Source organism: Desulfocastanea catecholica, from assembly GCF_054657295.1.
In genome coordinates, this window is record NZ_BAAHYZ010000005.1 from 1 (window position 1) to 25,628 (window position 25,628).

A 25,628-nucleotide genomic window follows, 5' to 3' on the forward strand; every position below is an offset into this window, starting at 1 on the left:
GGTGATTATTGGTTCTTTCGGCGAATGCGGCATATCCTTCAAGCCACGCTCTGGCCCTGCAGCAATGGCCTTGTCTATACATTTATAGATCGTTGGCCTGCTCACACCCAAGCCCTTTTGGATGGACACGATGCTTTCTCCTTCAGAGTATCGAAGAATAATTGCAGCACGCTCAACTTCTCTGGTGGGTGCTGTTCTGCTTCGTGAAATTTTTTCAAGTTCTTGCTTTTGGTCTTCGGTCAACTCAATCTTTGGTCGTTTGCTTGTGCGTGCCATAGTTGAAACCTCCTCTGAAAGGGATAGTTCCTCATGTATGACAGCTCAAGAATTATATGTCAATATTTTTATGAAACGTTATACTAGGGGTTCCTGCCGACCAACACCCTGATCAACGATCTCTTCCAGCAGAAAAAATGCCCCGATTGAGCCACCGGCAAAATCATCTTTATCTTTCCTGTCTGCAGCCTGCTCGCTGACAGGTTGCTTCCTCCTGTCGTACTGATGCGTGTTGCGTCGGGAGAGCCGATACACAATGCAGATGACAATCAGTAGAAAGAGGAATAATTCCATATCGTTCTCCAGATGATGAAGGATTCTTTGACTCTACGCCGCTTTCTAAGATACTATGACCGATAGGACTAATAATGACCGAGCAAAAAAAAGGGATGGGGCCATGAGCAAATACAAGCCGCAGCACAGCAGGCTGTTATTTATCGACCGTAAAATCGGCGAAGGACGGTACCCAAATTGCGCGAGTCTGGCCGAGGAATGGGAAGTGAGCAGGAAAACCATCCAGCGCGACCTGGACTATATGCGCTACCAGCTGGAGGCACCTTTAGAGTATGCCGCCCGGCAGCGGGGCTATTATTACACGGAAGTAAATTTCAAACTACCGGCCCTGTCCATCAAGGAGAGTGATCTCTTCGCCATCTATCTGGCCGAAGAACTGCTGCTGCAGCATGAGGGAACGCCCTACTTTGACAGTCTCACTTCGGTCTTCAAGAAAATCCAGGACTCGCTGCCGGACAAGACCGCGCTGAAAGCGCCGAATGAAAACAACAGATTCACTGTCTTCCCTCCCCCCGGCACGACGATCCGCCACGATATCTGGCAAACCGTGTTCAAGAGCCTGCGGACGCTGCACAGACTGAAGATCGAATACCAGCCGCCCGGACAGAGCCCGACCAACCGGGAACTGGATCCCTATCACGCCATCCGCTATGATGGCGACTGGTATGTCATCGGCCACTGCCATCTGCGCGACACGATCCGTACCTTCAGCCTGTCCAGGATAAACCAGGCCTCGATACTTCAGGAACAATATGTCATTCCGCAGACCTTCAACTTTCACCAGATCACCAGAAGCCGCTTTGGCGTGCACTGGGGCACGGCCGAAGAACAGGTCAAGATCTGGTTCTCGCCCAGGGTGGTCCCCTATATTCTCGAACGGACATGGCACCCCAGCCAGAAGATCGCCTACAATGGTGACCAATCGCTTGTCCTCTCGCTGACGGTCAACCATATGCTGGAGTTGAAGCGGTGGGTGTTGTCCTGGGGCAAGGAAGCGCGGGTGCTTGAGCCGGAAAAGCTTGCTGCGGAGATCAGGGCGGAGGTTGGCAGTATGGCTGTTTTATATGGAGGCAACAATTAGATCAGGTCCAAGGACCAGGCGCGATCGACATTCGCGGATGGTTTCATGTGCTCATTTCCAGATAGGGGCGCATTATTTTTTCCACCCGGCATATTCTTGCAAATTTGAGTATCTCATCGGGCTGAAACTTTTTTCTGGCTTGGTAAAGTCTGAGTGCTTCAAGCACTACGTCCATGCCGATTTTATTGCGGAATTTAAAACAATCCACCAGGGTTTTTTCAGGACTGTAAACCCTGACGGGAATATTATCTATCTGCTGTACTGTAATACCCGCCGACATTGCTTCCTTTGAAAAGCGATGAATTGAAATCGGTGGATAATCCAGCCTGGGGGTATCGGATCCTCTGGGGAGGGCGATAGAAACAATGTGCGGGATCTGGGTCGTTATTTCATGGAAGGAAAGCGCGGACACCAGGCAGATGACCGCCCTGGGAATGCGGGTAGCAACAATAACCAGATCAGGATCCGACACCGCTTCCTGATCTGTAAGTCGATATACGCCTCGGGATAGTTGCTCAAGCTGATCGTCATCCCTGAGTTGATAGAGTGTTCGCGGATGGATACCGGCTTGAATGGCCTTTGCAGTGCGGATGACTCCCCCATGTTGCCGGATAATCTGCTTCGCTTTGCTCAGCGTGCTGCTTTTGTTTTTGAGTTGTTTCATGGATAATATTCTTTATACTTAAATACAAGTGTATAGATTATTATCCACCTAGATTTTTGATGCAAGTCTTTTTTCAACGTAAAGATCCACCAGATGTTGCTGAAGAAAAGATTGACAAGGTTAACTCGCATGTTAAAAATTCGAGATTGAGCACGTAGAATAACACAGGAAAAGAGCAATCAAGGAGATAAGGCAATGCTGACCGATCGGGTGCGCTACAAGCCCTTGCAGGACAAGATAACCGATCCGGCTACTGCCGCCAGGCATATTCAGGACGGCACCAACCTTTTTATTTCCGGTTTTACCGCCGGCTATCCCAAGCTGATCCCGCAGGAACTGGTGAAGCGCGCTGAACACGGCGAAAAATTCAAGATCAACCTGTTTGCCGGGGCATCGACCGGGGACATGGTTGACGGAATACTGGCCCGGGCCGACCTTCTGGCCTCACGACGTCCCTACATGAGTGATAAATTCATGCGGGAAAAAATCAACCAGGGCAAGATCGCCTTCAAGGATGATCATCTTTCCCAACTGTCGGCCAAGGTGCGGGCAGGCCAATGGGGCAGCTGTGACGTGGCGGTGGTCGAGGCGGCGGCAATTACCGAAAAAGGGAATTTGATCCCCACCATGTCTGTCGGCAATACGCCCACCTATGTGCGGGAAGCGGCCAAGATTATCATCGAAATTTCCGCGCACTCGCCGCAACTGGAGGGCATCCACGACATCTTCATACCGGAGGATCCGCCGTACCGCATGCCTATCCCCATTTATCGGGCAGGGGATAGGATCGGCAAACCCTTTATCGAAATGGATCCCAGCCGGGTGGTGGCCATCCTGTTCAGCGCCGAGCAGGATCACTGTCCAATATTTATGCCGTCGAACGCCATCTCCACCCGTATCGCCGAATATATCCTCGACTTTGTCGGGCATGAAATCATTAAGGGTCGCATGCCGGCTTCGCTCCCCTGGCAGGCGGGGGTTGGCGACGTGGCCAATGCCGTTTTATCCGGCTTCATCGAAGACAAGCATTTCGAATCCATCGATATTTATTCCGAGGTGCTCCAGGACAGCGTCCTTGACCTTATTGATCTGGGCAAGGTTCGCGCGGCTTCCGGCTCGGCCATGACCTTATCGGAAAAGGCCAGGGACCGGTTCTTCAACGAAATCTACCGCTACCGTGACAAAATTGTCCTGCGGCCGGTGGAAATTTCCAATTCGCCGGAAGTGATCCGCCGCCTGGGAGTTATCGCCATCAATACGGCCATCGAAGTCGACATGTACGGCCAGGTCAATTCCACCCATGTCATGGGCACCCAGTTGATGAACGGTATCGGCGGGTCCGGGGATTACCTGCGCAACGGGGGGCTGAGCATTATTGTCACCCCCTCTACCGCCAAGGGCAGCTTGATCTCGGCCATCGTGCCCATGGTCTCGCATGTCGATCACTCCGAGCATTCGGTGGACGTGGTGGTCACCGAATACGGCCTGGTCGATACCCGTCCATTGACCCCGCGGCAGGTAGCCGAACAGGTGATAAAAAAGTGTGCCCATCCCGAGTTCCGGGATCAGTTATGGGACTATTATCAACGGGCAGTCCGGGAGCGGGGAGGACATGAGCCGCATATCCTCGAGAAGGCGTTTTTCATGCATCAGCGTTTTCTTGAATGCGGTGATATGCATGTTAAATAGATTATTTGCCTCGGATTTTTTTGAGCGTCAGCTGCCCCGTGCGACGGAACAGCACGTTCGCTGAATTAGAAAGGAAAATTAAATGCCTGAGATAAGTCGATTTTATGGTATAATTATCGCCATGTTTTTCGATGATCACAACCCGCCGCATTTTCATGCACGGTATGCCGAATTGAACCTTTGAAATAAGGGAGGAGAAGTCATGCTTAGGGATGTAATCTCAGCAAATTATAAAGGCGGATATAAAATTGAAGTAACATTTGAGGACGGTGCGTCTGGAATTGTCGACTTTTCAAAATATCTGAGCGAAGGTGGTGTATTTGAGAAGTTTAAGAGTATAGAATTTTTTAAGAATTTTAGAATTAATGAGGATCTCGGCGTGCTGACATGGGGCGATGAAGTAGATATTGCTCCGGAAACACTCTATTCTGAGGCAACGAACTCCCCTCTGCCGGATTGGATGAATCCACAGCAAGATTTTTCAGCAAACATATCTCCTCAGCCGACCTCGTAAACTCGGCGGCTGAGTTGTACGTTCAGTCCCCAGAAAGCACTTTTTGGCGACAGTGTTTTGGGAGAATGTTATTACCTCAATTGAAAAAAAATTATGCAACCTGCAGAAATAGCTGAAATAGAAAGACTTGTCCGGCAAACCATCGGCAACATCGCCCCCGAGGCGGATCTTGAAAGTCTGCAGCCGGATGTTCGCTTTCGTGATCAATTTGATCTAGATTCCGTCGATTTTGTCAACCTTATTGAACAGCTCCAGCAAGCGCTGCATATTAAAATCCCGGAGCTCGACTACCCGCAACTGACGACCCTGAACGGCTGCATTGCCTACCTGGGGAAAAGCCCGAGCGATGAGTAAACAACATTCCCGGACAGCCTCCTGGAGATTCATTGTTTATCTGAACTAAGCTGCAGGGTAACCTGCATTATCCCAGGATCTTCTCTGTCTGACGCGACCTTAAAGCCAAAAACTCGACACAGCTTGAGCATTGGTTTATTGTCATTGAGAACCTCGCCGAACAGTTCCCCAATGCCCTGAGCGCGGGCATAATCGATGATGCGGCGCAGAAGCATGGGGCCGAGCCCCAGGCCGGTCATATCGTGCCGGAGCAGGATAGCATATTCCGCCCGCTCTTTGTCCGGGTCGGCACTGATCTGCACCACGCCGTACAGTTCTGTTTCCCCTGCCTGATCTTTCCCTTCCACTACCAGGGACATTTCCCGGTCATAATCTATCTGCGTCAGGCGGGCAGCCAGGCTGTGCGACATGGTATTCATCGGATGCAGGAAGCGCAGGCGGATCTCTTCCGGGGTTAGGCCGGCAAAGATCTTCTGATATGCCGGTTCGTCTTCCGGACGGATCGGGCGGATCAGCAAAGTCTGCCCATCCGGCAGGCGCAGGGTTTCCTCCAGTTCTTTGGGATAGGGCCGGATTGCCAGCCGATCGACTGCTGCACCGCTGGCCTTGACCACCTTGACGCGAGCATCGAGGGCCAGTACCCCCTGGTCATCGGCCAGCAGCGGATTGATATGCAGCTCGGCAATCTCGGCAATATCACAAACCAGCTGCGATATTTTCATCAGAGTCAGGGCAATAGTGTCCAGATCCGCCCCCGGCATGCCCGGGTAATCCTGCAAAAGGGTATATATTCTCGTGCGCGCCAGCACCTCATGGGCCAGCTGCATATTGAGCGGGGGCAGAGCAAAGGCCCTGTCGCCAATCACCTCGGCGGCAACCCCACCATGGCCGACCTGGATCAACGGGCCGAACAGGGCATCTTCCGTCATGCCGACAGTCAGTTCATGGGCATGGGGACGGTGGGACTTGGCGGCGGCCGCTGCATCGGCTTCCACACAGGAAATGGCGTAGGCGGTCAGGAGCGCCCTGCTTTCTGGCCCGGTCAGCCAGAAACGATCTTCCGCCAGGGCCTCGGCGACCAGCTGCCTGGCCCTGGCGGTATCCGGGGTGAATGTCTCGGGAATACTCGGAGGTGTTTCCATCAACATTTCCTGACTCTTGCGGTAGCGCACTACCTGCATGAATCCCCGTACCGCCTCGGTGGGTGTTGCATAGGTGGGAATGTGGTTTTCAGTAAAGATTCGTCGGGCTTCTTCGACGGATTCCTCCCCGAGCCAGCAGGTCAAGACCATCTTTTGTTGAAATGGTGACTTTCTGGTTCGAAGCGCATCGATCACCGCCTGCGCGGCGGCGGTTGACGAAATCAGCGCCGTCGGACAATGCAGCAGCAGGACACCATCCGTCTGTTCATCATGGTCAAGAACCTGCAGGGCGTCACCATAGCAGCTGTCCGGTGCATCGCCGACAATATCGACCGGATTGCCATGGGGCCAGGTGGACGGCAGGACCTGCTTGAGATTATCCAGCGTCTGCTGCCCGAGTACGGCCAGGTGTCCGTTCCGATAGATCAAGGTGTCCGCGGCCATCACCCCGACGCCGCCGCCATTGGTGACAATGGCCAGGCGACACCCTGTCACCTGTCTGGTCATGGTCAGAGTCTGGGCAGCATCAAACAAGGCCTGCAGATCTCTGACCCGCAGCATTCCCGCCCGTCTAAAGACCGCATCATAGACACCATCGGCTCCGGCCATGTTCCCGGCATGGACAGCCGACGCCGGGATTGTTTCGGCATATCGGCCTGCCTTGACGACGATCACCGGTTTATTGCGGGCGGCAGCCCGGGCGGCGGACAGGAACTTTCTGGCTCCGGTAATTGTTTCAATGTACAGCAGGATTGCATGGGTCTGGTAATCGTTGGCCAGATAATCGAGCATATCACCGCAGTCGACATCGGTCATGTCGCCCAGCGATACACAATGCGAAAAGCCGATTTTCCGCGAGGTGGCCCAGTCCAGCACGGTCGTCAGCACGGCTCCCGACTGGGAGACAAAGGCAAGATTTCCAGCTAAGGGCTGGATATGGCTGGTACTTGCATTGAGACCTATTTTCGGGACCATGATCCCAAGGCTGGTGGTGCCGATAATGCGCAGCAGATACGGCCTGGCCGCTGCCAGCATGGCGCTGCGCAGGCTTTGGTGGTTGGCGTCGTTGCTGTGCGAAAATCCGGAGCTAACAACCAGCGCGGCTTTGGTACCCCGCTGGCCTAGTTCGGCAATCAGTTGCGGCACCGTCTCCGGTGGCGAGGCAATCACCGCCAGCTCCGGGGTTTGAGGAAGACCGGCAATATCGGCAGAGGTGGACACCGCAAAGATCTCTCCCTTGAATCCGCCACCTCTCAGATTAGCGGTCAGCACGCCTGCAAGCGTTCCCGGCGACCGATCGGCTCCAATCAGGGCAATCGAAGTTGGGGTAAAGAAAAAATTGAGGTTTCTTATCGTCATAGCTGCGTCTCCCAGGAATGAGCTCAGGTTGTCTCTGACAACTCTTTACATTTACCGTACTCGCCTCTTTGGGATCTTAAGAAATATTGACTGACAATCAAGAACCACAGCGTAGCGATGGTCTTGATCCGAATTTTCAGGTTTTTACCACTCCATCAAGAATGATTTGTCCAGCTTTCAAGGCCTGCTTACGCCAGTGCCGCCAATAACTCTCCGCTTGCTGCTGACGCAGACAACGCAAATATCGAACCCGCTGCGCAGCATTGAGATGTTCATGTATCAGCGGCAATACTCCGTCTTCGATATTGTATGGCGGACTTCCAGGGGCGAGGCACACCGGGACGACGCAGTCTGGGGAAAGGCCCAGCTCTGTCGCGATCGACATACACGCCTGCCGGATGCTGTGTGCCTTGGCGTTATCCGGTTGCTGAATCTGGTAAGGTGGCTGCCATTCACGCACGGGCCGTAATCGGTCGATATGTGTCGCCACCGCAATAATAACCGGCAGAGCCTGGTTTTTACGTGCTTGCTGAAAGTACTGACGGATCGCATCCAACTGCTGTGCATCCGCATGTCGGGCCGCCTGTACTGCATTGCAAACGATTATAATAACATCAACTTTCGCCCATTCTCGTTGTAATGCGGCAGGGACCTGGTCGTGCATCACCCCGCCATAACCGGCACTGTCCAGTATGATCGCCTGCTGCAGACCATCGCGTTCGAGAACGTAAGGCATGATGTCCGAAGTAGTGGGCAGGAATCCTGACGCGCTTTTTATTTCGCCAAACAGCGCATTGATTAAGCTGGACTTGCCGCTGCTTACCTGGCCTACAACCAGGAACCGGAGCGGCTCAAGAGATTGTTCCCGCTGCTGGCTTTCGGCGATATTTTTTTTGGAGGCAGGGCTTAAGCGCTCCGTTGGAACAATATCATCCAGGGTCAATTGCCCACTATAGAATTGAATAGCATAATAGCCGAGTTTTTTAATGTAGGCGCCTATCAGACGGTTCGATATTTCGCTGGTGACGGTATTGATTCCTTTGTTGAACAATACGCCGCGAGCCTCGGCCATCGCTGCGCCCGGCCAATTGAACAGCCAATTCCAGACCCTGGCTATTGATTTAAGATTATTAAAGGAATGAAGATGGTGCCTGGCGCGCAGCAAATCACCAACCCGTACCGCATGGCTCCCCGGAATTTTATCCAATATCTCATGCTGAATATCGTCACACACCAAAACGATCAACCGGAGTAAATATGGCAGCGGAAATTCTAAAACAGGGTACTTCGAATCGGCATGAAAGTGTCGTGCAACCAGCGTCAATACTTCATTGGTCAGCTGTAAGGCTTTGCTGGTGTCGGTCCATACATTGGCTTCTGTCTGCCAGCGCACGGTTATCGGTTCAAGTTCTTGCCAAATTACCTGGGCTTTATCCGACCAGTTGGGATTGGGCAAAATGGCAAACGGCTTGACAAATATCGGCTTTGTCGTACGCTGACGCCAGCGCACCAGGCAATAAACCAGCACAAAATTCGCCGAAACAATACCTATGCCTTGATAGAGCCAGCCGTGCTGCCATAACCAGTGAAACCCCAGGACTATCAATACCAGCCACGGCAATATAAAGACCGCGGACACGATTATGCCAAATCGGGTTAAGGACACAGCCATAAGCTTATTTCCTAGTTTTGAGAAATTGTCGAGCATGGTTAAACGCTTCGTTGTATGTCTGTCTCAAGCTCTCCTGGTCCGGCATGGCACCTCGTTTAACACCATATAAATACACACAAAAAGCTTTACCCAAGGCATAGGTCATCGCCCCGGAATACACACCGGCCACCGCCCAGCCGTACACCGGGATAAGTTTCAGCATTTCCCGTCCCAGCAGCCCCATGCTGACACCAGTGCCGATCAGCGTGGTAAATTCGGCATACAGCCTGCGGGTCAACTCCAGGTCATAAATGGAGGCAATACTATGAAACAACTTGGCTTGCACCCCAAGAACCAAAGGCAGACCAGCCAGCGGTATCGCCCCCATGCAGACATTAAGCAATGCGTAACCAATAAGATGCGGGTGGGCCTCCCGGGCATGAAAGTCAAGCAACTCTTTATGTTGTTCAGTGCCCCGCAACAGACCTATCACGCCCAGCGGCAGCACCGTCTCAATGGCGTCCCACAGGGCGCTCAAACCATAATCGGTCGGTTCGTACCCATCTTCGGGGAGCGTGAAATCAACGGGTACGAAATGCACTTTCAACCCCTTGAACCAGTCGCGTTGATGCAGTAAAACCTGTGCCAGGGCATGTGGCACCTGCGGTGGAAACGGTGTCTTGTGATAAGGATAGGGCTGGATATGTTCCGTGTCGATAGTTGCATAACCTTCGTGCAAGGTGGTTTGTACGACAATGATCGGCCAGCTCGGATGCTGCTTATGGATAGCGAACACGGCTTCAAGCACCTCCGCCTGATTCATATCCAGAGCCCGCAGCACGACAATCAATAAGTGTGCCTGATTGGCACACCATGCCAAATCTTCACTCGGATTATACGCCGTTTCACCTAAGCCTCGGGTATCAAGAAAGCGGAGCATCGGATGGCTGGCCGACGGGAAATCGTAAAATCGCGACCTCTTCGTACACGCCTGAAAACCGTTACCGATTTCAACCGCATCATCCCCGGTTAATGCCCGTATTATTGACGTTTTTCCTGATTGCGTTTTACCTAGTAACCAAAAGACAGGAACCGGCAGGCGTTGCCTGACCGCGTTTATTTTGGCATCTACGTCCTTAACTTTAGGGGTAAACAGCGCATTGCCCAGTTTTTTCCATGTCCAGGTGCCGATGGTATGCATTCTATTCGCCTAAGAAATTTCCTCACAGCTGAGTATACGTCTGCTTTTTTAGAGCATCTCGATGGCGCAGGCCATGGAAACGCCTCCGCCGCCGCACAGCGTTGCCAGGCCGAGAGATTTACCGCGATTCTTCATGGCATACATCAGGGTGACCATGATCCGCGCGCCGGTTGAGCCGACCGGATGGCCGAGACCGATGCCCGAGCCGTTGACGTTGGTGATCTCGCGGTTCAGGCCCAGCTCTTTTTCGCAGCCGAGATACTGCGCGGCAAAGGCCTCGTTGACCTCGATCAGCTCAAAATCCCGTAGGGTTAAACCGGAAGACTTCAGCAGGTTATGGACTGCCGGGACCGGCGACAAGCCCATGATCGACGGATGACAGGCACCCCGGGCCACGGCCTTGATCCTGGCTATCGGCTGCACGCCGAGTTCCTTCGCCCTGTCGGCCGACATAATGACCATGCCGGTGGAGCCGTCGTTGATACCACTGGAGTTCCCGGCGGTCACCGTGCCGATTTCCGGGACAAAGGCCAGGGGCAGTTTGCGGAGGATATCCATGGTCATGCCGGGCCGGAAATGTTCGTCCTTGTCAAAGAGCAAGGGCGCTTTCTTTCTCTGCGGGACTTCCACCGGAACAATCTCGTCGGCAAAGGAGCCGTCCTGGGAGGCCCGTTCGACGTTATTGTGACTGCGCAGGGCGACTTCGTCCATCTCTTGTCTGGTTATGCCAAGGTATTGGGCAACAAATTCCGCCGTATGGCCCATGATATACGGTTTGCCGACGAACATGCTCAGCGGGGGTTGCGTGGCATCCACCGGGCCGTCTTCGGGATGGGGGATGATACGGGAGCCGCAATGCAGGGCGTGGATCAGGTCATCGACAAAGGACTGGTCCTGGAGGCGGCAGCCCCATCGTGCGGCCGGCACCGAATAGGGCACGCTGGACATATGCTCGGTGCCGCCGGCGAGGATGATATCGGCCATCCCGGCCTGGATCATCGCCATGCCGGAGATGACCGCCTCCATGCCGGAGATGCACACGCGATTGATGGTCACGGCGGGAACGGTGTCGGGGATACCGGCGAGAAGCGAGCCGACCCGGGTGACATTGAGGGTGTCGGCGGATTCCATGCAGCAGCCATAGCGGATATCATCGATCAATACCGGATCGATCCCGGCCCGCCGGACCGCCTCTTTCATGGTGACACCGGCCAGGATGGCGCCGTTCAAATCCCGCAGGGTGCCGCCGAATGCGCCGACAGCGGTTCTACAGCCGGATACAATAACAACGTCTTTCATAGTTCAAATCCTTTTAAATGAAGGTGTTTATTTTAATGGGTTTTTTTGCAGTGAACGGAGCACGTGCATGGCTTTTTCCGCCGCCTGACTCGGCACGAAAATGTGGTCATGGTATGCACCGGCGACAACATTACAACTGATAGCCGCATCGGCCAAGGCCGTGGCAAAGGCCGCAGTCAAGCCTATTGCCTGGAGATCGGAATGTACCGACAAGGTAATCCAGGCACAGCGAAACAGTATGCGGAGATTGTACCTCTGGGCATCACTTTCACGCATGACCACCGACACGCCTTCCGGCTCCTGGATGGAGGCAAGCACCAGCGCCGGATCTACCGTCACCCCGGCTCCAAGGGAAGCAAAAACAAAGGTGCCCGGATGCAGCACGGGCTCCATTGTCCGGAGCAGAAGGGTAAGGTCGGTGACCGGGTTCATGACAGGTTCAAGGGGTGGAATTATTGCTTTCGACAGTCAGAAAATGCCGAAATCGACGCCTGCCGCAAGAGTCTGGCCCAACTCTTCCAGGCTGGCGAGAGCCTCCTCGGTCGGCGAACCGACGATCCGCATATGTTCCTGTACTTTTTTCCATTTGTAGCCGGCGGCAAGTCTCTCGATCTGCGCAATAGCACCTCGACCGTCGTTGCCGGCACAGACAAAAACAACAAAAGGCAGCCCCACGGTCCTCTCCATTGCCCCCTCATAGGTCCGATCAAAAAAATCCTTGATCATCCCTGCCATCGTCCCGAAATATTCAGGAGAGCCGATGGCGATACCATGGCAATGCAGCAAATCGTCCAGGGTCGCCTCCGCCGCTTTTTTATAGGTGACAGTAACGTTTTTCTCTTTTTGTGCGCCTTTGGCAAACCTGTCGGCCATGCGTTTCATCGTGCCGCCCTGGGAATGATAGATAACCAGGATGTTCTTTTTATTTGTTTCCATTTTCATTTGCTGAATCTTCCAGTTTAACCACAGCCTGCTGATAACATTTGCGAATAAGTAACGTGCAACAAACAGTACCAATATAGCATTATGTTATAATTATATATATTTATTTGTTTGATTTTCACAGGTCTTTCTTGTACGATATGTACAAAACGTACACAAGGAGGTGTGCTATGCATAAAACCATCACAACCGCTGATGCCAGAAAGAATTTTGCAGATATTGTCAACACAGTTGCTTACGGCAAAGAACCAATTGTTTTGACCAGACGAGGACAGGAAATTGCTGCGTTGATCTCTATCGAAGAGCTTCAGTTGCTTGAGAAAATAGAAGATTATATTGACATTAAAGATGCCAAAAAAGCTCTTGAAGAACCTGGAGAGAACATTTCCGCCGATGAGTTTTGGAAAGAATTGGGTCTTTAACACATGGCATATACCGTAGAGTTTCGTCCCTCCGTTTGGAAAAATGTAACAAATGTTCCACAGAAGGATCTGGTAAAAATTAAAAGCAAAATTGAAGAAATCAGTTCTAACTTGCCGGAGGACCCTGCCACTACCAAAATGAGTGGGGACAATGATTTTCACAAAGTCAGGTACGGTAATTACCGGATAATATATGAAATTCATGACGATCTTATAATGATTCTGGTTATTAAGATTGGTCATAGAAAAGACATTTACCGTAATTTGTGATAACATTTTAGCCCATCGCTCCTACGCTCCAGCGTGGGAGTGTAGCCCTCGACGCTCCAGCGCCATATTGAACCAGATGTCAGGATTTCAGGAGTGAAATCGTTAAGGTCTTCACTTAAAAGATGCCTATCAGTGATGTATAAAACCTCCATTTATAAATCACTATACTGCGTTTTGTGAGCTAAAAATCTATTTTCAATAGCTCACCCATCTCAGCCGCAGCTTATGCGGCAAGCTTAAGCCCTCTTATTTGTGTGAAGTATGTCTTGCGGAAGGAAGAGCAGATGTTATATCCTTTCGGGTGGAAAATGTTGTTTCAACTGACAAGTTTACCAGGAATCCACAATGAGTGAATATCAATATTATGATTTTCGAGCTATCGACAGACCGCTGAGTGCTGTTCAAATGAAGGAGCTGCGGGGGATTTCCTCCCGGGCGGAGATCACGCCGGTCAGCTTTATCAATGTGTACAACTATGGCGATTTGCAGGCAACACCGCGCAACCTCATGCAGCATTACTTCGATGCGCATGTCTACCTCTCCAACTTCGGCACGGCATCCCTGATGCTGCGTCTGCCGCAGGACGTTATCGACGAACAGACCCTGCAGGCCTTTGCCGTGGAGGACTATCTCGATGTGGAACCGGTGGGCGACAACTGGCTGCTGACCTGGTCACTTGCTGAGAATGAAAATTACGAGGATTATGAGGATGAAGATGGAGGCAGCTGGATGGCCCGGCTGGCGCCTTTACGTGAAGAGCTGTTGCGAGGCGACTTGCGGAGCCTGTATATCGGTTGGCTGCAGGCCGTGACAGTCGAGGACAGAGACGAAGAACGGGAACCGATGGCCCTGGCTGATCTGGGCAAACTGACTGCGGCGCAGCAGGCCCTGGCAGAATTTCTTGCCGTTGACCCGGATCTGCTGGCCGGTGCGGGGATCGGCAGCCGGGTGGAATCGAGCGACGAGCTGACGGCGGCAACACTCGATGTATGGCTGGAAGAGCTGCCCCGCGAAGAAATTCGGCAATACCTGCACCAGATGCTGACCGGGCAGGGAGCGCAGGCGGAAAGAACCTTGAAGCGCAGCTTTACCGCCTGGCGATCCCAGGCAAAGCCGCAGGACCAGACAGCGACATGTCGCACTGTCGAGGTGCTCTGGCAGCAGGCCGAACAGGCCAAGGCTGTACGACTGGCCAGACAGGCGGAGGCACAGAGAAAAACCGCAGCGGCACAAAAGAAGACAATGGAAGCCCTGCTCACCCATGTGGCCAAAAACGCCGCCACTTTCTGGAAAAAGGCCCGTGAAGAGGCCGAAAGAACCTGTGCCAGCGGCTATGACAGCGCCTGCGAGGTGCTTGTCAACCTGCGCGACGCCTACGAACTGCAGGGTGACTCGGATACGTTCCGCAAGGAATTCAAGAAATTCATGACCGAACATAGCCGACGCAAGGCCTTTATTAATCGCCTGGAGAAGGCCGGACTTCGATAGGTATAGATGTGAGCCTTGATTATGCCGGTCTTGATCAATTGCGCCGGACGCACCCGGCCTGGCGACTGCTGCGTTCTGATCACGCGCCGCTTCTGGCGAGCTTTCTGCACCGGGTGTTTATCGAGCCGAACGTTCGGCTGATCGGCCAGGCGGATCTGGCCGAGGCCCTGGAAGACGAACTGTTTTCGCTGCGGGAAACCTACGGCCCGGAGGTTTTCCCCAGGCGCGCCTCGGAATACCTCAACGACTGGGCGGACAACGAGAAAGGCTGGCTGCGCAAGTATTACCCGCCCGGTTCCGATGAACCCCATTTCGACCTGACCTCGGGGAGCGAAAAAGCCATCGCCTGGTTGGCAAGTCTTACCGAGCGTGCTTTTGTCGGCACCGAGTCACGGCTGCTGACCCTCTTTGCCCTGCTCAGGCAGATGAGCGAGGGCAGCGAAGCCGACCCCGAAGCACGAACCGCCGAGCTGCTCCGGCGACGAGATGAGATAGATGCCGAGATGGAACGCATCCGGGACGGGCATATTTCCCTGTTAAACGATACCGCCCTAAAGGACCGTTTTCAGCAGTTTCTCCAGCTGGCAAGAGACCTGCTCGCCGACTTTCGCGAGGTAGAGCATAACTTTCGCAGCCTCGACCGACAGGTGCGCGAGCGCATCGCCCTGTGGGACGGCGCCAAGGGAGAGCTGCTCGAGGAGATCATGGGCCAGCGCGACACCATCGCCGATTCCGACCAGGGCAAGAGCTTCAGGGCGTTCTGGGACTTCCTCATGTCGCAAAGCCGCCAGGAGGAACTGAGTCGGCTGCTGGAGCAGGTCCTGACCCTGCCGCCGGTGGCGGCAATGGGGCCCGAACCGCGTTTACGCCGGGTGCACTACGACTGGCTGGAGGCGGGCGAGCATACCCAGCGCACCGTCGCCCGCCTGTCACAGCAGCTGCGTCGCTTTCTCGACGACCAGGCCTGGCTGGAAAACCGTCGCATCATGGATATCCTGCACAATATCGAAGCCGGCGCGCTGGCCGTACGCGAGAATGCGCCGACCGGCGACTTCATCGAGCTGGCCGAGGCCGCCGCCACGGTCGAACTGCCGCTGGAGCGGCCCCTGTACCGGCCGCCGGTGAAGCCGCGAATTGTCGATCTCGACCTGGAAGAGGGAGAGACGGATGCCGATCTGAGCTCGCTTTTTAACCAGGTGGTCGTCGACCGGGCGGAACTCTCCCGCCATATCCGCCAGGCGCTGCAGGAGCGATCACAGATCAGCCTGGCCGAGCTGGTGGCGCTGCATCCTTTGCATCTCGGCCTGTCCGAGCTGCTCGCCTACCTGCAGCTGGCCAGCGGACGTCCGAATACGGCGGTCGACGAGGAGAGTATCGAGTCCATCGAGTGGCAACTGGAGGATGGCAGCTATCGCCGCGTCCGCCTGCCGCGCATTATTTTTGCAAGGAAATAACTGATATGACCGAACCGGAACTCCGCGAAACCGCCGCTGAACATAACAACGATCTGTCGGTGGTCGTCGTCTCGCTGCTGCGCGGCGTGCTGGAACAGGAAGAGAAGGCCGAGGTGTGGCATGCCCTGCTCAACCTGCAGGCGGCGGTACGCGATTACGTGGCGGTTCTCGGCCTGGAGCTGGTTCTTGACGAGGCCGAAGGCTATGCCTTTCTGCGCTCCCGGCCGGATGACGTGGAGAAACCGGAAACGGCAATTCCCCGCCTGGTGCGGCGGCAGCCCCTCGCCTTTCCGGTCAGCCTGCTGCTGGCACTGCTGCGCAAGAAGCTGGCTGAATTCGATGCCACCGGCGGCGAGACGCGGCTGATTCTTTCCCGCGATGAGATTGCCGAACTGCTCCGGGTGTTTCTGCCTGCCGGCAGCAACGAGGCCAAATTGATCGACCAGGTGGACAGCCATCTCAACAAGGTCGCCAAAATGGGCTTTCTTCGTCCCTTGCGCGGCCAGAAACAGATGTTTGAAGTGCGGCGCATCCTGAAGGCCTTTGTCGATGCCCAATGGCTGACCGAGTTCGATGAGCGGCTGGCGGTGTACCGGCAGGAGCTTGCGCGAAAGGGAGGAGAGTCGAATGGCTGAGCCCCTGTCCCTTGATTTTGCCGGCGACGACCGGCTGGCCGGCTTTCGGTTGATGCGCCTGGAGGTGTTGAACTGGGGCACCTTCGATAAGCGGGTGTGGACGCTGGAGCTCGACGGCAAAAACAGCCTGCTCACCGGTGATATCGGCTCGGGCAAGTCGACCCTGGTCGATGCCGTAACCACCCTGCTCGTCCCCGCCCAGCGCGTCGCCTATAACAAGGCGGCGGGCGGCGACATGCGCGAACGAACCCTGCGCTCGTATGTGCTCGGCCACTATAAATCGGAACGAACCGAGGCGGGAGGCAGTGTCAAGCCGGTGGCCCTGCGCGATTACAACAGCTATTCCGTCATCCTCGGTGTTTTCCGCAACAGCGGTTTCGGCAAGACGGTGACCCTGGCCCAGGTCTTCTGGCTGAAAGATGGCCAGGGACAGCCGACGCGGTTCTATGTCGGCTGCGAGCGCCAACTCGGCATCAAGCAGGATTTCGGCGGGTTCGGTACGGATATCGCCAACCTGAAAAAACGGCTGCGCGGCGACGGCGTGCAGATATTTGAAAGCTTCCCGCCCTACGGCGCCTGGTTCCGCCGGCGCTTCGGCATCGACAACGAGCAGGCGCTGGATCTCTTTCATCAGACCGTCTCACTCAAATCGGTCGGCAACCTGACCGGATTTGTCCGAACCCACATGCTCGAGCCCTTTGAGGTCGTCCCCCGCATCGACGCGCTGATCGGCCATTTCGATGATCTCAACCGGGCGCACGAGGCGGTCCTCAAGGCCAAGGACCAGGTGGAGATGCTTGAGCCGCTGGTCGCCGACTGCGACCGCCACGGCGAACTGGAGCAGTCCGTCCATCAGCTGCGAGGTTGCCGGGAGGCCCTGCGTCCGTGGTTTGCCGGTCTCAAACTCGAGCTGCTGCAGCAGCGGCTCGGCAGACTTGAGGAAGAGCTGAAACGCCACAAGGCGAGGATAGACGGGCTGGTCGACCAGCGCCAGACGATGCAGGGCCGGGAACGGCAACTTCGGCGCAGCATCGCCGAAAACGGCGGCGACCGCATCGAGCATATCGGCGAGGAGATACGCCGGTGTGAGGAGGAGCTGCAGCGAAAAAAGCGTCGATTCGAGCGCTATGGCGAACTGATGGAATCCCTGGAGCTGTTTGCCGCCGACAGCGTTGGCGCCTTTCTCGTTCTGCGGCAAAAATGTGCAGCCATGCTCGAAGACGAAGCGGAGGCTGAGGCCCGGATCCAGAACGAATTGAATGAGGCCGGGGTGGAATTTCGCCTCAAGCGCGAGGAGCACGACGAGCTGATCAAGGAAATCCGTGGCCTGCGGGCCCGACGCTCCAATATCGACGAAAAGCAGATCACCATCCGCCGCACCCTGTGCACCGACCTCGGTCTTGCCGAAAAAGAGATGCCCTTTATCGGGGAACTCCTCCGGGTGCGCGAGGAAGAGCGCGACTGGGAAGGCGCCGTCGAGCGCCTGCTGCACGGCTTCGGCCTGTCGCTTCTCGTGCCGGAGCAGCAGTATAGCCAGGTGGCCGGGTGGGTCGATACCAACAACCTCAAGGGGCGGCTGGTCTATTACCGGGTACGGCCAAAACGCCAGGCCGAGCAGCCGGATCTGCATCCCGACTCCCTGGTCAATAAGCTGGCCATCAAACCCGATTCGCCGTTTTTTAACTGGTTGGAGAGCGAGGTCTATCGGCGCTTTGATCTGGCCTGCTGTGCCGACCAGGAGCAGTTTCGCCGGGAGACCCGGGCCATCACCCGGGCCGGGCAGATCAAGGCGCGGGGCGAACGGCATGAAAAGGATGATCGTCACCGGCTGGACGATCGCAGCCGCTATGTGCTCGGCTGGAGCAATGAGGCCAAGATAGCCGCCCTGGAGGAAAAAGCGCGGTTGCTGCAGACGCGGCTGGCCGGCATCGGCACGGTCATTGCCAAACTGCAGGAGCGGCAGAAAGCGGCCAAGTTCCGTCTGGACATTCTCTCTAAACTTGAAGAGTATCGGGACTTTGCCGAACTGGACTGGCAGCCGTCGGCGATAAAGATCGCCAGGCTGCAAGATGAGCGAGACCGGCTGGAGACAACCTCCGATATCCTCAAGATGCTCACCGGCCAGCTGCAGGAGACGGAACACAATCTGCACAAGATCGAACAACAGCTCGACCTGCACCGCAGCAACTGCGCGAAAACCGAACAGAAAGCAAGTGATGCGGCGGCACTGCAGCTGCAGACCCGCGCCGTTGTGGACAGCTCCCCGCCGGAATCGGCCGGCTATTTTCCTCGCCTCGAATCGCTGCGCGACCAGGCGCTGGGCGAGCAGCAGCTGACAATCGAGTCCTGCGACAACCGGGAACAGGAAATGCGCACCTGGCTGCAGAAGGCAATCGACAGCGAGGATGGGAAGATTGCCCGGCTGCGCGACAAGATCATCGATGCCATGCGCACCTACAGCAGCAAATATGATCTGGAGACCCGGGAGGTGGATGTTTCGGTGGAGGCCGCGGCCGACTACCGCACCATGCTCCAGCAACTGCAGGCCGATGACCTGCCCCGTTTCGAGGCGCGGTTCAAGGAGCTGCTCAACGAAAACACCATCCGCGAGGTGGCCAACTTCCAGTCACAGCTGGCGCGGGAGCAGGAGACCATCAAGGAACGTATCGGCCGCATCAACGAGTCGCTGACCCGCATCGATTATAATCCGGGGCGATATATTGTCCTCGAGGCGACACCGGTGATCGATGCCGACGTCCGCCTGTTCCGCGAGGAGCTGCGCGCCTGCACCGAAGGCAGCCTCACCGGCTCCGACGATGCGCAGTATTCCGAGGCAAAATTCCTTCAGGTGCGACAGATCATCGAACGGTTTCGCGGCCGTGAAGGACGATCGGAGATGGATAGGCGCTGGACGGCCAAGGTGACCGATGTGCGCAACTGGTTTTCCTTTGCCGCCAGTGAGCGGTGGCGTGAGGATGACAGCGAATTTGAACATTACGCCGACTCCGGCGGCAAGTCCGGGGGCCAGAAGGAAAAACTCGCCTACACCGTGCTGGCCGCAAGTCTTGCTTACCAGTTCGGCCTGGAATGGGGGGCGGTGCGCTCGCGATCCTTCCGCTTCGTGGTCATCGACGAGGCCTTCGGCCGCGGCTCGGATGAATCCGCCCAGTACGGCCTGCAGCTGTTTGCCCAGCTCAACCTGCAGCTGCTCATCGTCACCCCCCTGCAGAAGATCCATGTCATCGAGCCCTTCGTCTCCGGTGTCGGCTTTGTGCACAATGCCGACGGGCAGGCATCGACTCTGCGTAATCTGACCATCGAGGAATATCGTCATGAGAAAGAGGCGGAGCATCCATGAGCTGGACGACACCGTCGGACATTGCTCGCCAACTGGGCAAATTGTGGGATAAGGGGACCATTCTCGCATCACTGGCCGGCGGCGAGGAGCTCTTTCCCCGGCGCATGATTTTGAAAAAGCCGACTTCGACGGAAATGGCCGAACGTTTTAGTGAGGTTCGCGCCTGGATCAGCCGCCTGGATGGCGAGGCAAAACAGTATCGCCTGGTCTGGCGCGACATCAGGCATCGCACCCTGGGGGCGAATGCCGTCCCCGCCGAGATCTGGGTCGACAGCCTGGACGATTGCCTGGCACTGATCGGCAGACGCCGCGAGGCGAAGCAGTTTGCCTCGGTGATTGCGCTGACCAGGCAGCGATATCCGCAGCTGCTTGCCTGGCTGATCAAACGCCCCCTGCACGGGCTGGCCCTGGCCGACGACTGGCCGCGACTGCTGGATATTGTCTGCTGGCTGGAGCACCATCGACGCCCCGGCATCTATCTACGCCAGGTGGACATTCCCGGGGTGCACAGCAAATTTATCGAGAGCCATCGCGGCGTGCTGACCGAGCTGTTCGATCGGGTCTTGCCCGCGGACACCATTACCGAAAGCGGCCGCGGTGTCACCGGCTTCTGCAGGCGCTACGGCTTTCGCGGCAAACCGGAACGCGTCCGTTTTCGCCTTCTCGACCCAGCCTTGTCGCTGCTGCCCGGGGCGGTCGATCAGGATATCACCGTTACCGCCGATAGCTTTGCCCGCCTCGCGCTGCCGGTCGAACGCGTCTATATCACCGAGAACGAGATCAACTTTCTCGCCTTCCCGGAGGTTGCCCGCAGCATGGTCATCTTTGGCGCCGGTTACGGTTTCGGCATCTTCGCCGAGGCGGCCTGGCTGCACAGCTGCACCGTGCACTACTGGGGCGATATCGACACCCACGGCTTTGCTATACTGGACCAGCTGCGCAGTCTTCTCCCGGCGACGCATTCCTTCCTCATGGACCGGGACACCCTCCTGGCCCATCAACCGCACTGGGGCGAGGAGCCGCAGCAGAATCGAGGCGAGCTGTCCAGACTGACCGCCATGGAGCAGCTGGTCTACGATGATCTGCGCTTTGATCGGCTGGCGGTTCGGCTGCGTCTTGAGCAGGAACGGATAGGCTTTCAATGGGTGGAAAAGATGGTTTGTCTTCAGGGTTGATCGGCCGCTGTTCATGGCCTCTATGTGTACAAGGAGAAAAAGATGCCGGCCATAGTCAAGATTGTCTGCTTCCTGTTATGGGTCAATTTCCTGCCGCCGCTGGCCTGTTTTTTCAGAGGACAGCGGTTTAAGAGGCCGCTTGACGTCGGCAGGCTCTGGCTTGATGGACGGCCGATTTTTGGTGCGCATAAAACGGTCGGCGGTATTCTGGTCAGCCTGCTCGGTGGAACCGCCGTCTTTTCCCTGCTGGGTGTGGCATGGCAGGTGGCCGCCATGGCCGCTTTGCTGGCGATGCTCGGAGATCTACTGTCCAGCTTCATCAAACGCCGGCTGGCCCTGGCATCCGGGGAGAGCGTGGTCGCTCTTGACCAGGTGTTCGAGTCCCTGCTGCCGACTCTTTATCTGAGCACTGTTCTCAATCTCGGGTTTGGTCAGATTGTTATAATCGTCGGTTTGTTTATTGGCGTGGCCCATCTGGGCTCTGCCTGGTGGAGCGCCCTCACCTACCGTCCGGCGCCGGAAAATTATCCGCGCACGCTCCGTTCCACCGTTCGCTGGCGTCAGTGGCGATCCTGTCATATGCCGCTTTCCCGCTGGCAGACACTGCTTAACCTGAGCAATCTGCTCACCTATCAGGTGTTGTATACCTGGCTTTTTACATTGGCCGGACTCCGTGAAAAAGGGCGGCATAATGGTCTGCAGGTGAAGGTGGAGGAAGAGACTTTCTGGTTTCCCGCGCTACCGGAAGCATTTGACGGATACACAATTCTGTTTTTGACGGACCTCCATTTAGACGGACTGGAGGGCTTGACGGATAAACTTATCGAGCGACTCGAGGGCGTTAAGGTGGATCTTTGTCTTGTCGGCGGAGATATCAGAATGAAGACCTATGGCCCGATGGCGCCTTGTCTCAGAGAGTTGCGTCGACTCCTTGGTCATGTCCAGGCGCAGCAGGGCATGCTCGGGGTTCTCGGCAACCATGACTGCATTGAAATGCTCCCGGATTTTGAAGAGGCCGGGATCGTCATGCTCGTCAACGAATCCTGGGAACTGAGCAAAGAAAAGGAGGAACAGACGGAGACCATCTGGGTGGTCGGGGTCGATGATCCGCACTACTATCAAACCGAGGATTTCAGCCAGGCGTTTCGCCGGGTACCAAAGGATGCTTTCACCATTCTGCTGGCCCATTCGCCTGAAGTCTATACAACCGCCTGGGCATACCGGGCTAGCCTCTACCTGTGCGGCCATACCCACGGCGGGCAGATCTGCCTGCCATCCGGGCAGCCTCTTATAACCAACAGCAGAGCGCCGCGATTTACTGCCTCCGGACGCTGGCACCATGCGGACATGATTGGATATACCAGCCGCGGTGCCGGTCCTTCCGGCGTTCCTCTCCGCTTTAATTGCCCCGGAGAAATAACTCGTATCACCCTCCGCAGAGGCGTTGCACCCTGATGCATTCTCGGACAGCTTCCTGGATGGTCACCTTGGGCAGCTCAGCAACAACAATTTACGCAACTCCCCCTCCAGCATCCTGGCCTCTATCTGCCGGGAACTGTCCTCCTGGGCCATGCTGTCGTTGGTGGAATCTGCACTGATGCTCTCCTGTTGAGTCATCGGCGATAGGGAAATGTTTCTTTGCTGCTGTTTGTCTTGAGACAGAAAGGATTCAGGCAACAGTTGCCGGTCGGCCTCATCTGCGACGCAGATCGTCGCCGATAAAACCATACATCCTAACAGACATCCTAAGACTGGTACAAGGAAAGCAACGGGGCTTTTCATGATGGTATCCCTCCTCTGTTATTTGGATGATACGTCTCATTCCTTTCGCCATCTGCCGTTATATAGCACAGTACCCGAAGAAATTTGCTGAGGTGAATCGAGAATTGTTGTGTCGGGAGTTCTGTCAAGTCCTTTCGACAAAATAATCGCTGACAATACATAAATCATACCGCCTTTTCCGGTTAACGGCAAACGATTAGCTGATTTTTATTGACTTTTTCTTCTTTGCATTTTTCAAAATCGTCCAGCAAAAACGGATAAAGTCCGGAAAGGCACGATTGCTGATAGCAGCATGACCCTGCAAACATGAAATTATTCATAGTTCAAGCTACCATTAAACTCCTCTTTACTTACTGTTGTGTCTCCGACAAGCCGCATTAGTATAGTGTTTTAAAGATGTTTTTTTTGCAATAAACCAATCTTTCGCCAAACCACTTTTACCCAAGGGGTTACTCAAGAGAGGAACTGATGAATACCACAACAAAACGAGCAATAGTTGAATTTTCGGTACAGTGGCAGAGCCCTTATGCATCACATCGGGACAGGGTCTATGCCGGAAAAATCGATTTCTGGCGGGATTTTTTCCCAGGTAACATGCATGACGGGATAATGGCGCTCGGTATTGGTGAAAAATATGTCGAGCAGTTCGCCGCGGGTGTGCTTGTCCCGCCGTACAGCACGACGCATGTGCGGCACATAAGGAAAAAAGATTTCGCCAAGGACAGGGCTGCAGATACTGTCACACCGGTTGTCGGCAGATATTATCCCCAGGATCTTGCCTGGAAACAACTGAACTGTTTTCCCGGTGATACCACTCCCTTTAGAATCATCGGGGCGACGGAGACAAGCCTGCTGGCGGATACCAATCATCCTCTGGCCCGCTATGCACTTACGGTTGCAGCACAGATTCTTGATGTACAGGAAATTGCCGTGCAGCGGGGAGGTTCTCTGACCGATATTGCCGACCTTATCTGTCAAAATGGCCCGGGCATGCAGATTCCGACTGAAAAAGCCGAGATGAGCATGTATGGCGCCTATCCTTTTCATCGGGCCAATACCGAGGTCGATGCAGAGTTTTACAGAACGCCCCGTTTAGTGCAGCATCTCGATGATACGGCGCGAAGGCATGTGCGCGACATGTATGGCAGGCTGCTGCAACCGGGGATGCAGATACTCGATCTGATGAGCAGCATGGAATCTCACCTGCCGGGCAACGCCCGGGACTATGCTGTTACCGGCCTCGGACTCAATAAAGAAGAAATGCAGCGGAACAAGGCCTTGTTGACCTATGTGCTGCAAGACCTGAATGCAGTTTCTCCCCTGCCGTTCGGCGACAATACCTTTGACGCGGTACTCTGCACGGTTTCCATTGAATATCTGACCAGACCTTGTGTCGTAATGGCTGAAATTGAGCGGGTTTTACGACCGGGAGGCGTTGCCGTCGTGGTCATTTCCGACCGATGGTTTCCCGGCAAGGAAATTGAAATATGGCCGGACCTGCACCCCTTTGAACGACAGGGCTATGTTCTCAACCTTTTTCGTCGGCAAAAGGGGTTGATCAAGCTGCATACCGAATCGATACGCGGCTATCCACGGCCATATGACGATAGACACAACGCGAGCACTTTTACCTCGGACCCGATTTTTGCTGTTTGGGGTGAAAAGCTCTGAAAAAAAGTGTAATTATAAAAATTAAAGAACAAGGAACCCAGACTATTTGATGCCACCATACATCCCCTGCCCACAGACAAAGGAGTGTGGAACTTTATGAAAACCATCATTCCCCATAAAAATACTGCATACCTCGAAGAAGCAGCGGAAAAATTCTGCAGAGCAGCCTGTCCTGCTGCGCTCACCGGTGCAGGTATTTCGGTCAACAGTGGTATCGCCGATTTCCGTAGTCCCGGCGGTGTATGGACAATCTTTTCCCCGGATGAATATGCCACCCTCGATGTGTTCCATAAAAACCCGGAAAAGGCATGGAAGCTCTACCGTACGCTTGGCAAAGGCCTCCTTGGTAAAAAGCCGAATCAGGCGCACAAGGTACTGGCTGAATTAGAAGAGAAAGGTCTTCTGCAAGGGTTGGTGACCCAGAACGTCGACAATTTGCATCAGGCCGCAGGCAGTAAAAATGTGCTGGAAATCCACGGTGATCACCAACATCTGCAATGTCTTCAATGCCATACAATTATCCAGGTTACGGAAAGCCATTACACAATGAAAGACATTCCGATGTGCGCACGTTGCCATTTTCCCCTTAAACCGAACGTTGTACTGTTTGGCGAGGTAGTCAGGAATCTGGAGGAAATCGAAGAGCTTATGGTTAATTGCGACCTGCTGCTGGTCATCGGTACGTCGGCCAAGGTATACCCTGCCGCTGGACTACCGATGCTGGTGAAGGAGCGAGGCGGTCTTATCTACGAATTCAACCGGGAACAGGCGCTCTCCTTTCCCGGATACACCAAAACGACTCCGGTTGCCGACTATTTTTTTGAAGGTGATCTGACATCAACCCTGCCCTTGTTTGGACAAAGTGTACATGCACTGTTCAAAAGTTGATGAGCAAAAACGGGTCAGA

General features: G+C 54.9%; 24 protein-coding genes and 1 pseudogene. 15 read left to right on the forward strand and 10 right to left on the reverse strand.

The features are described 5' to 3' along the window. Both ACYQ8U_RS05905 and ACYQ8U_RS05910 read right to left on the reverse strand, forming a co-directional pair. Positions 1-276, reverse strand: a 276-nt coding sequence (locus ACYQ8U_RS05905) for a helix-turn-helix domain-containing protein (RefSeq protein WP_459944601.1), incomplete at its 3' end; no start/stop codon positions are given. Between the two features lie 78 nt (positions 277-354). After that, the gene (locus tag ACYQ8U_RS05910) at positions 355-570 is read right to left on the reverse strand and encodes a hypothetical protein (protein ID WP_459944602.1); all 216 of its coding nucleotides are present in this window, start codon (positions 568-570) and stop codon (positions 355-357) included. Between the two features lie 103 nt (positions 571-673). On the opposite strand from ACYQ8U_RS05910, the gene ACYQ8U_RS05915 reads away from it, so the two are divergent. Further along, entirely contained in the window at positions 674-1,651 is a 978-nt protein-coding gene (locus tag ACYQ8U_RS05915) for a helix-turn-helix transcriptional regulator (protein WP_459944603.1), read from the forward strand. A 43-nt stretch (positions 1,652-1,694) separates the two neighbouring features. Here the strand turns inward: ACYQ8U_RS05915 and ACYQ8U_RS05920 are convergent, their stop codons facing one another. Beyond that, positions 1,695-2,315, reverse strand: coding sequence for a type IV toxin-antitoxin system AbiEi family antitoxin domain-containing protein (locus ACYQ8U_RS05920; protein WP_459944604.1), 621 nt, complete (start codon positions 2,313-2,315; stop codon positions 1,695-1,697). 195 nt (positions 2,316-2,510) lie between these two features. Between ACYQ8U_RS05920 and scpC the strand changes: the two genes are divergently transcribed. The 4 genes and pseudogenes from scpC (at position 2,511) to ACYQ8U_RS05940 (ending at position 4,872) form a co-directional block, all read left to right on the forward strand. Further along, entirely contained in the window at positions 2,511-4,004 is a 1,494-nt protein-coding gene (gene scpC / locus ACYQ8U_RS05925; RefSeq protein ID WP_459944605.1) for a succinyl-CoA:acetate CoA-transferase ScpC, read from the forward strand. An 82-nt stretch (positions 4,005-4,086) separates the two neighbouring features. Beyond that, positions 4,087-4,173: pseudogene (locus ACYQ8U_RS05930) on the forward strand (DUF4160 domain-containing protein); the annotation flags it as partial. A 33-nt stretch (positions 4,174-4,206) separates the two neighbouring features. After that, positions 4,207-4,518 (forward strand): DUF2442 domain-containing protein, encoded by a 312-nt coding sequence (locus ACYQ8U_RS05935; protein WP_459944606.1) that lies wholly within the window; start codon positions 4,207-4,209, stop codon positions 4,516-4,518. A 93-nt stretch (positions 4,519-4,611) separates the two neighbouring features. Continuing rightward, on the forward strand, positions 4,612-4,872 hold the full coding sequence (locus ACYQ8U_RS05940) for an acyl carrier protein (protein WP_459944607.1): 261 nt from the start codon (positions 4,612-4,614) through the stop codon (positions 4,870-4,872). 29 nt (positions 4,873-4,901) lie between these two features. Here the strand turns inward: ACYQ8U_RS05940 and ACYQ8U_RS05945 are convergent, their stop codons facing one another. The 6 genes from ACYQ8U_RS05945 to ACYQ8U_RS05970 all read right to left on the reverse strand — a co-directional run bounded on the left by ACYQ8U_RS05945 (position 4,902) and on the right by ACYQ8U_RS05970 (position 12,460). After that, positions 4,902-7,373, reverse strand: coding sequence for a bifunctional acetate--CoA ligase family protein/GNAT family N-acetyltransferase (locus ACYQ8U_RS05945; protein WP_459944608.1), 2,472 nt, complete (start codon positions 7,371-7,373; stop codon positions 4,902-4,904). A gap of 136 nt (positions 7,374-7,509) precedes the next feature. Continuing rightward, positions 7,510-9,045, reverse strand: a complete 1,536-nt coding sequence (locus ACYQ8U_RS05950) for a GTPase family protein (RefSeq protein ID WP_459944609.1) — start codon at positions 9,043-9,045, stop codon at positions 7,510-7,512. Positions 9,046-9,049: 4 nt separating this feature from the next. Next, positions 9,050-10,225, reverse strand: a complete 1,176-nt coding sequence (locus tag ACYQ8U_RS05955) for a YcjF family protein (protein ID WP_459944610.1) — start codon at positions 10,223-10,225, stop codon at positions 9,050-9,052. 48 nt (positions 10,226-10,273) lie between these two features. Further along, the gene (locus ACYQ8U_RS05960) at positions 10,274-11,524 is read right to left on the reverse strand and encodes a thiolase family protein (protein ID WP_459944611.1); all 1,251 of its coding nucleotides are present in this window, start codon (positions 11,522-11,524) and stop codon (positions 10,274-10,276) included. A 27-nt stretch (positions 11,525-11,551) separates the two neighbouring features. After that, a complete protein-coding gene (locus ACYQ8U_RS05965) occupies positions 11,552-11,956 on the reverse strand; it encodes an ACT domain-containing protein (protein WP_459944612.1) in 405 nt (134 codons plus the stop codon). A 36-nt stretch (positions 11,957-11,992) separates the two neighbouring features. After that, positions 11,993-12,460, reverse strand: coding sequence for a flavodoxin family protein (locus ACYQ8U_RS05970; RefSeq protein WP_459944613.1), 468 nt, complete (start codon positions 12,458-12,460; stop codon positions 11,993-11,995). 176 nt (positions 12,461-12,636) lie between these two features. Between ACYQ8U_RS05970 and ACYQ8U_RS05975 the strand changes: the two genes are divergently transcribed. The 8 genes from ACYQ8U_RS05975 to ACYQ8U_RS06010 all read left to right on the forward strand — a co-directional run bounded on the left by ACYQ8U_RS05975 (position 12,637) and on the right by ACYQ8U_RS06010 (position 22,723). After that, positions 12,637-12,888 (forward strand): type II toxin-antitoxin system Phd/YefM family antitoxin, encoded by a 252-nt coding sequence (locus ACYQ8U_RS05975; protein ID WP_459944614.1) that lies wholly within the window; start codon positions 12,637-12,639, stop codon positions 12,886-12,888. 3 nt (positions 12,889-12,891) lie between these two features. Continuing rightward, positions 12,892-13,158 carry a type II toxin-antitoxin system RelE family toxin gene (locus ACYQ8U_RS05980; RefSeq protein WP_459944615.1) on the forward strand — a complete coding sequence of 89 codons (267 nt, stop codon included), beginning with the start codon at positions 12,892-12,894 and terminating at the stop codon, positions 13,156-13,158. A gap of 345 nt (positions 13,159-13,503) precedes the next feature. Next, the gene (locus ACYQ8U_RS05985) at positions 13,504-14,646 is read left to right on the forward strand and encodes a hypothetical protein (protein ID WP_459944616.1); all 1,143 of its coding nucleotides are present in this window, start codon (positions 13,504-13,506) and stop codon (positions 14,644-14,646) included. An 8-nt stretch (positions 14,647-14,654) separates the two neighbouring features. After that, the gene (locus ACYQ8U_RS05990) at positions 14,655-16,100 is read left to right on the forward strand and encodes a DUF3375 domain-containing protein (RefSeq protein ID WP_459944617.1); all 1,446 of its coding nucleotides are present in this window, start codon (positions 14,655-14,657) and stop codon (positions 16,098-16,100) included. 5 nt (positions 16,101-16,105) lie between these two features. Further along, positions 16,106-16,735 (forward strand): DUF4194 domain-containing protein, encoded by a 630-nt coding sequence (locus ACYQ8U_RS05995; protein ID WP_459944618.1) that lies wholly within the window; start codon positions 16,106-16,108, stop codon positions 16,733-16,735. Further along, on the forward strand, positions 16,728-20,093 hold the full coding sequence (locus tag ACYQ8U_RS06000) for an ATP-binding protein (protein WP_459944619.1): 3,366 nt from the start codon (positions 16,728-16,730) through the stop codon (positions 20,091-20,093). Before ACYQ8U_RS05995 ends, ACYQ8U_RS06000 begins: the two co-directional genes overlap by 8 nt. Continuing rightward, positions 20,090-21,268, forward strand: coding sequence for a DUF3322 domain-containing protein (locus ACYQ8U_RS06005; protein ID WP_459944620.1), 1,179 nt, complete (start codon positions 20,090-20,092; stop codon positions 21,266-21,268). The genes ACYQ8U_RS06000 and ACYQ8U_RS06005 overlap by 4 nt, the downstream gene beginning before the upstream one ends. 42 nt (positions 21,269-21,310) lie before the next feature. Then, entirely contained in the window at positions 21,311-22,723 is a 1,413-nt protein-coding gene (locus tag ACYQ8U_RS06010; protein ID WP_459944621.1) for a CDP-archaeol synthase, read from the forward strand. Positions 22,724-22,750: 27 nt separating this feature from the next. On the opposite strand, the gene ACYQ8U_RS06015 is transcribed toward ACYQ8U_RS06010, so the two are convergent. Further along, positions 22,751-23,050 (reverse strand): hypothetical protein, encoded by a 300-nt coding sequence (locus ACYQ8U_RS06015; RefSeq protein WP_459944622.1) that lies wholly within the window; start codon positions 23,048-23,050, stop codon positions 22,751-22,753. A gap of 468 nt (positions 23,051-23,518) precedes the next feature. Here ACYQ8U_RS06015 and ACYQ8U_RS06020 point away from each other — a divergent pair, with 468 nt between their 5' ends. After that, on the forward strand, positions 23,519-24,721 hold the full coding sequence (locus ACYQ8U_RS06020; protein ID WP_459944623.1) for a methyltransferase domain-containing protein: 1,203 nt from the start codon (positions 23,519-23,521) through the stop codon (positions 24,719-24,721). A gap of 96 nt (positions 24,722-24,817) precedes the next feature. Beyond that, positions 24,818-25,609, forward strand: coding sequence for an SIR2 family NAD-dependent protein deacylase (locus tag ACYQ8U_RS06025; protein ID WP_459944624.1), 792 nt, complete (start codon positions 24,818-24,820; stop codon positions 25,607-25,609). Positions 25,610-25,628 lie beyond the last annotated feature (19 nt).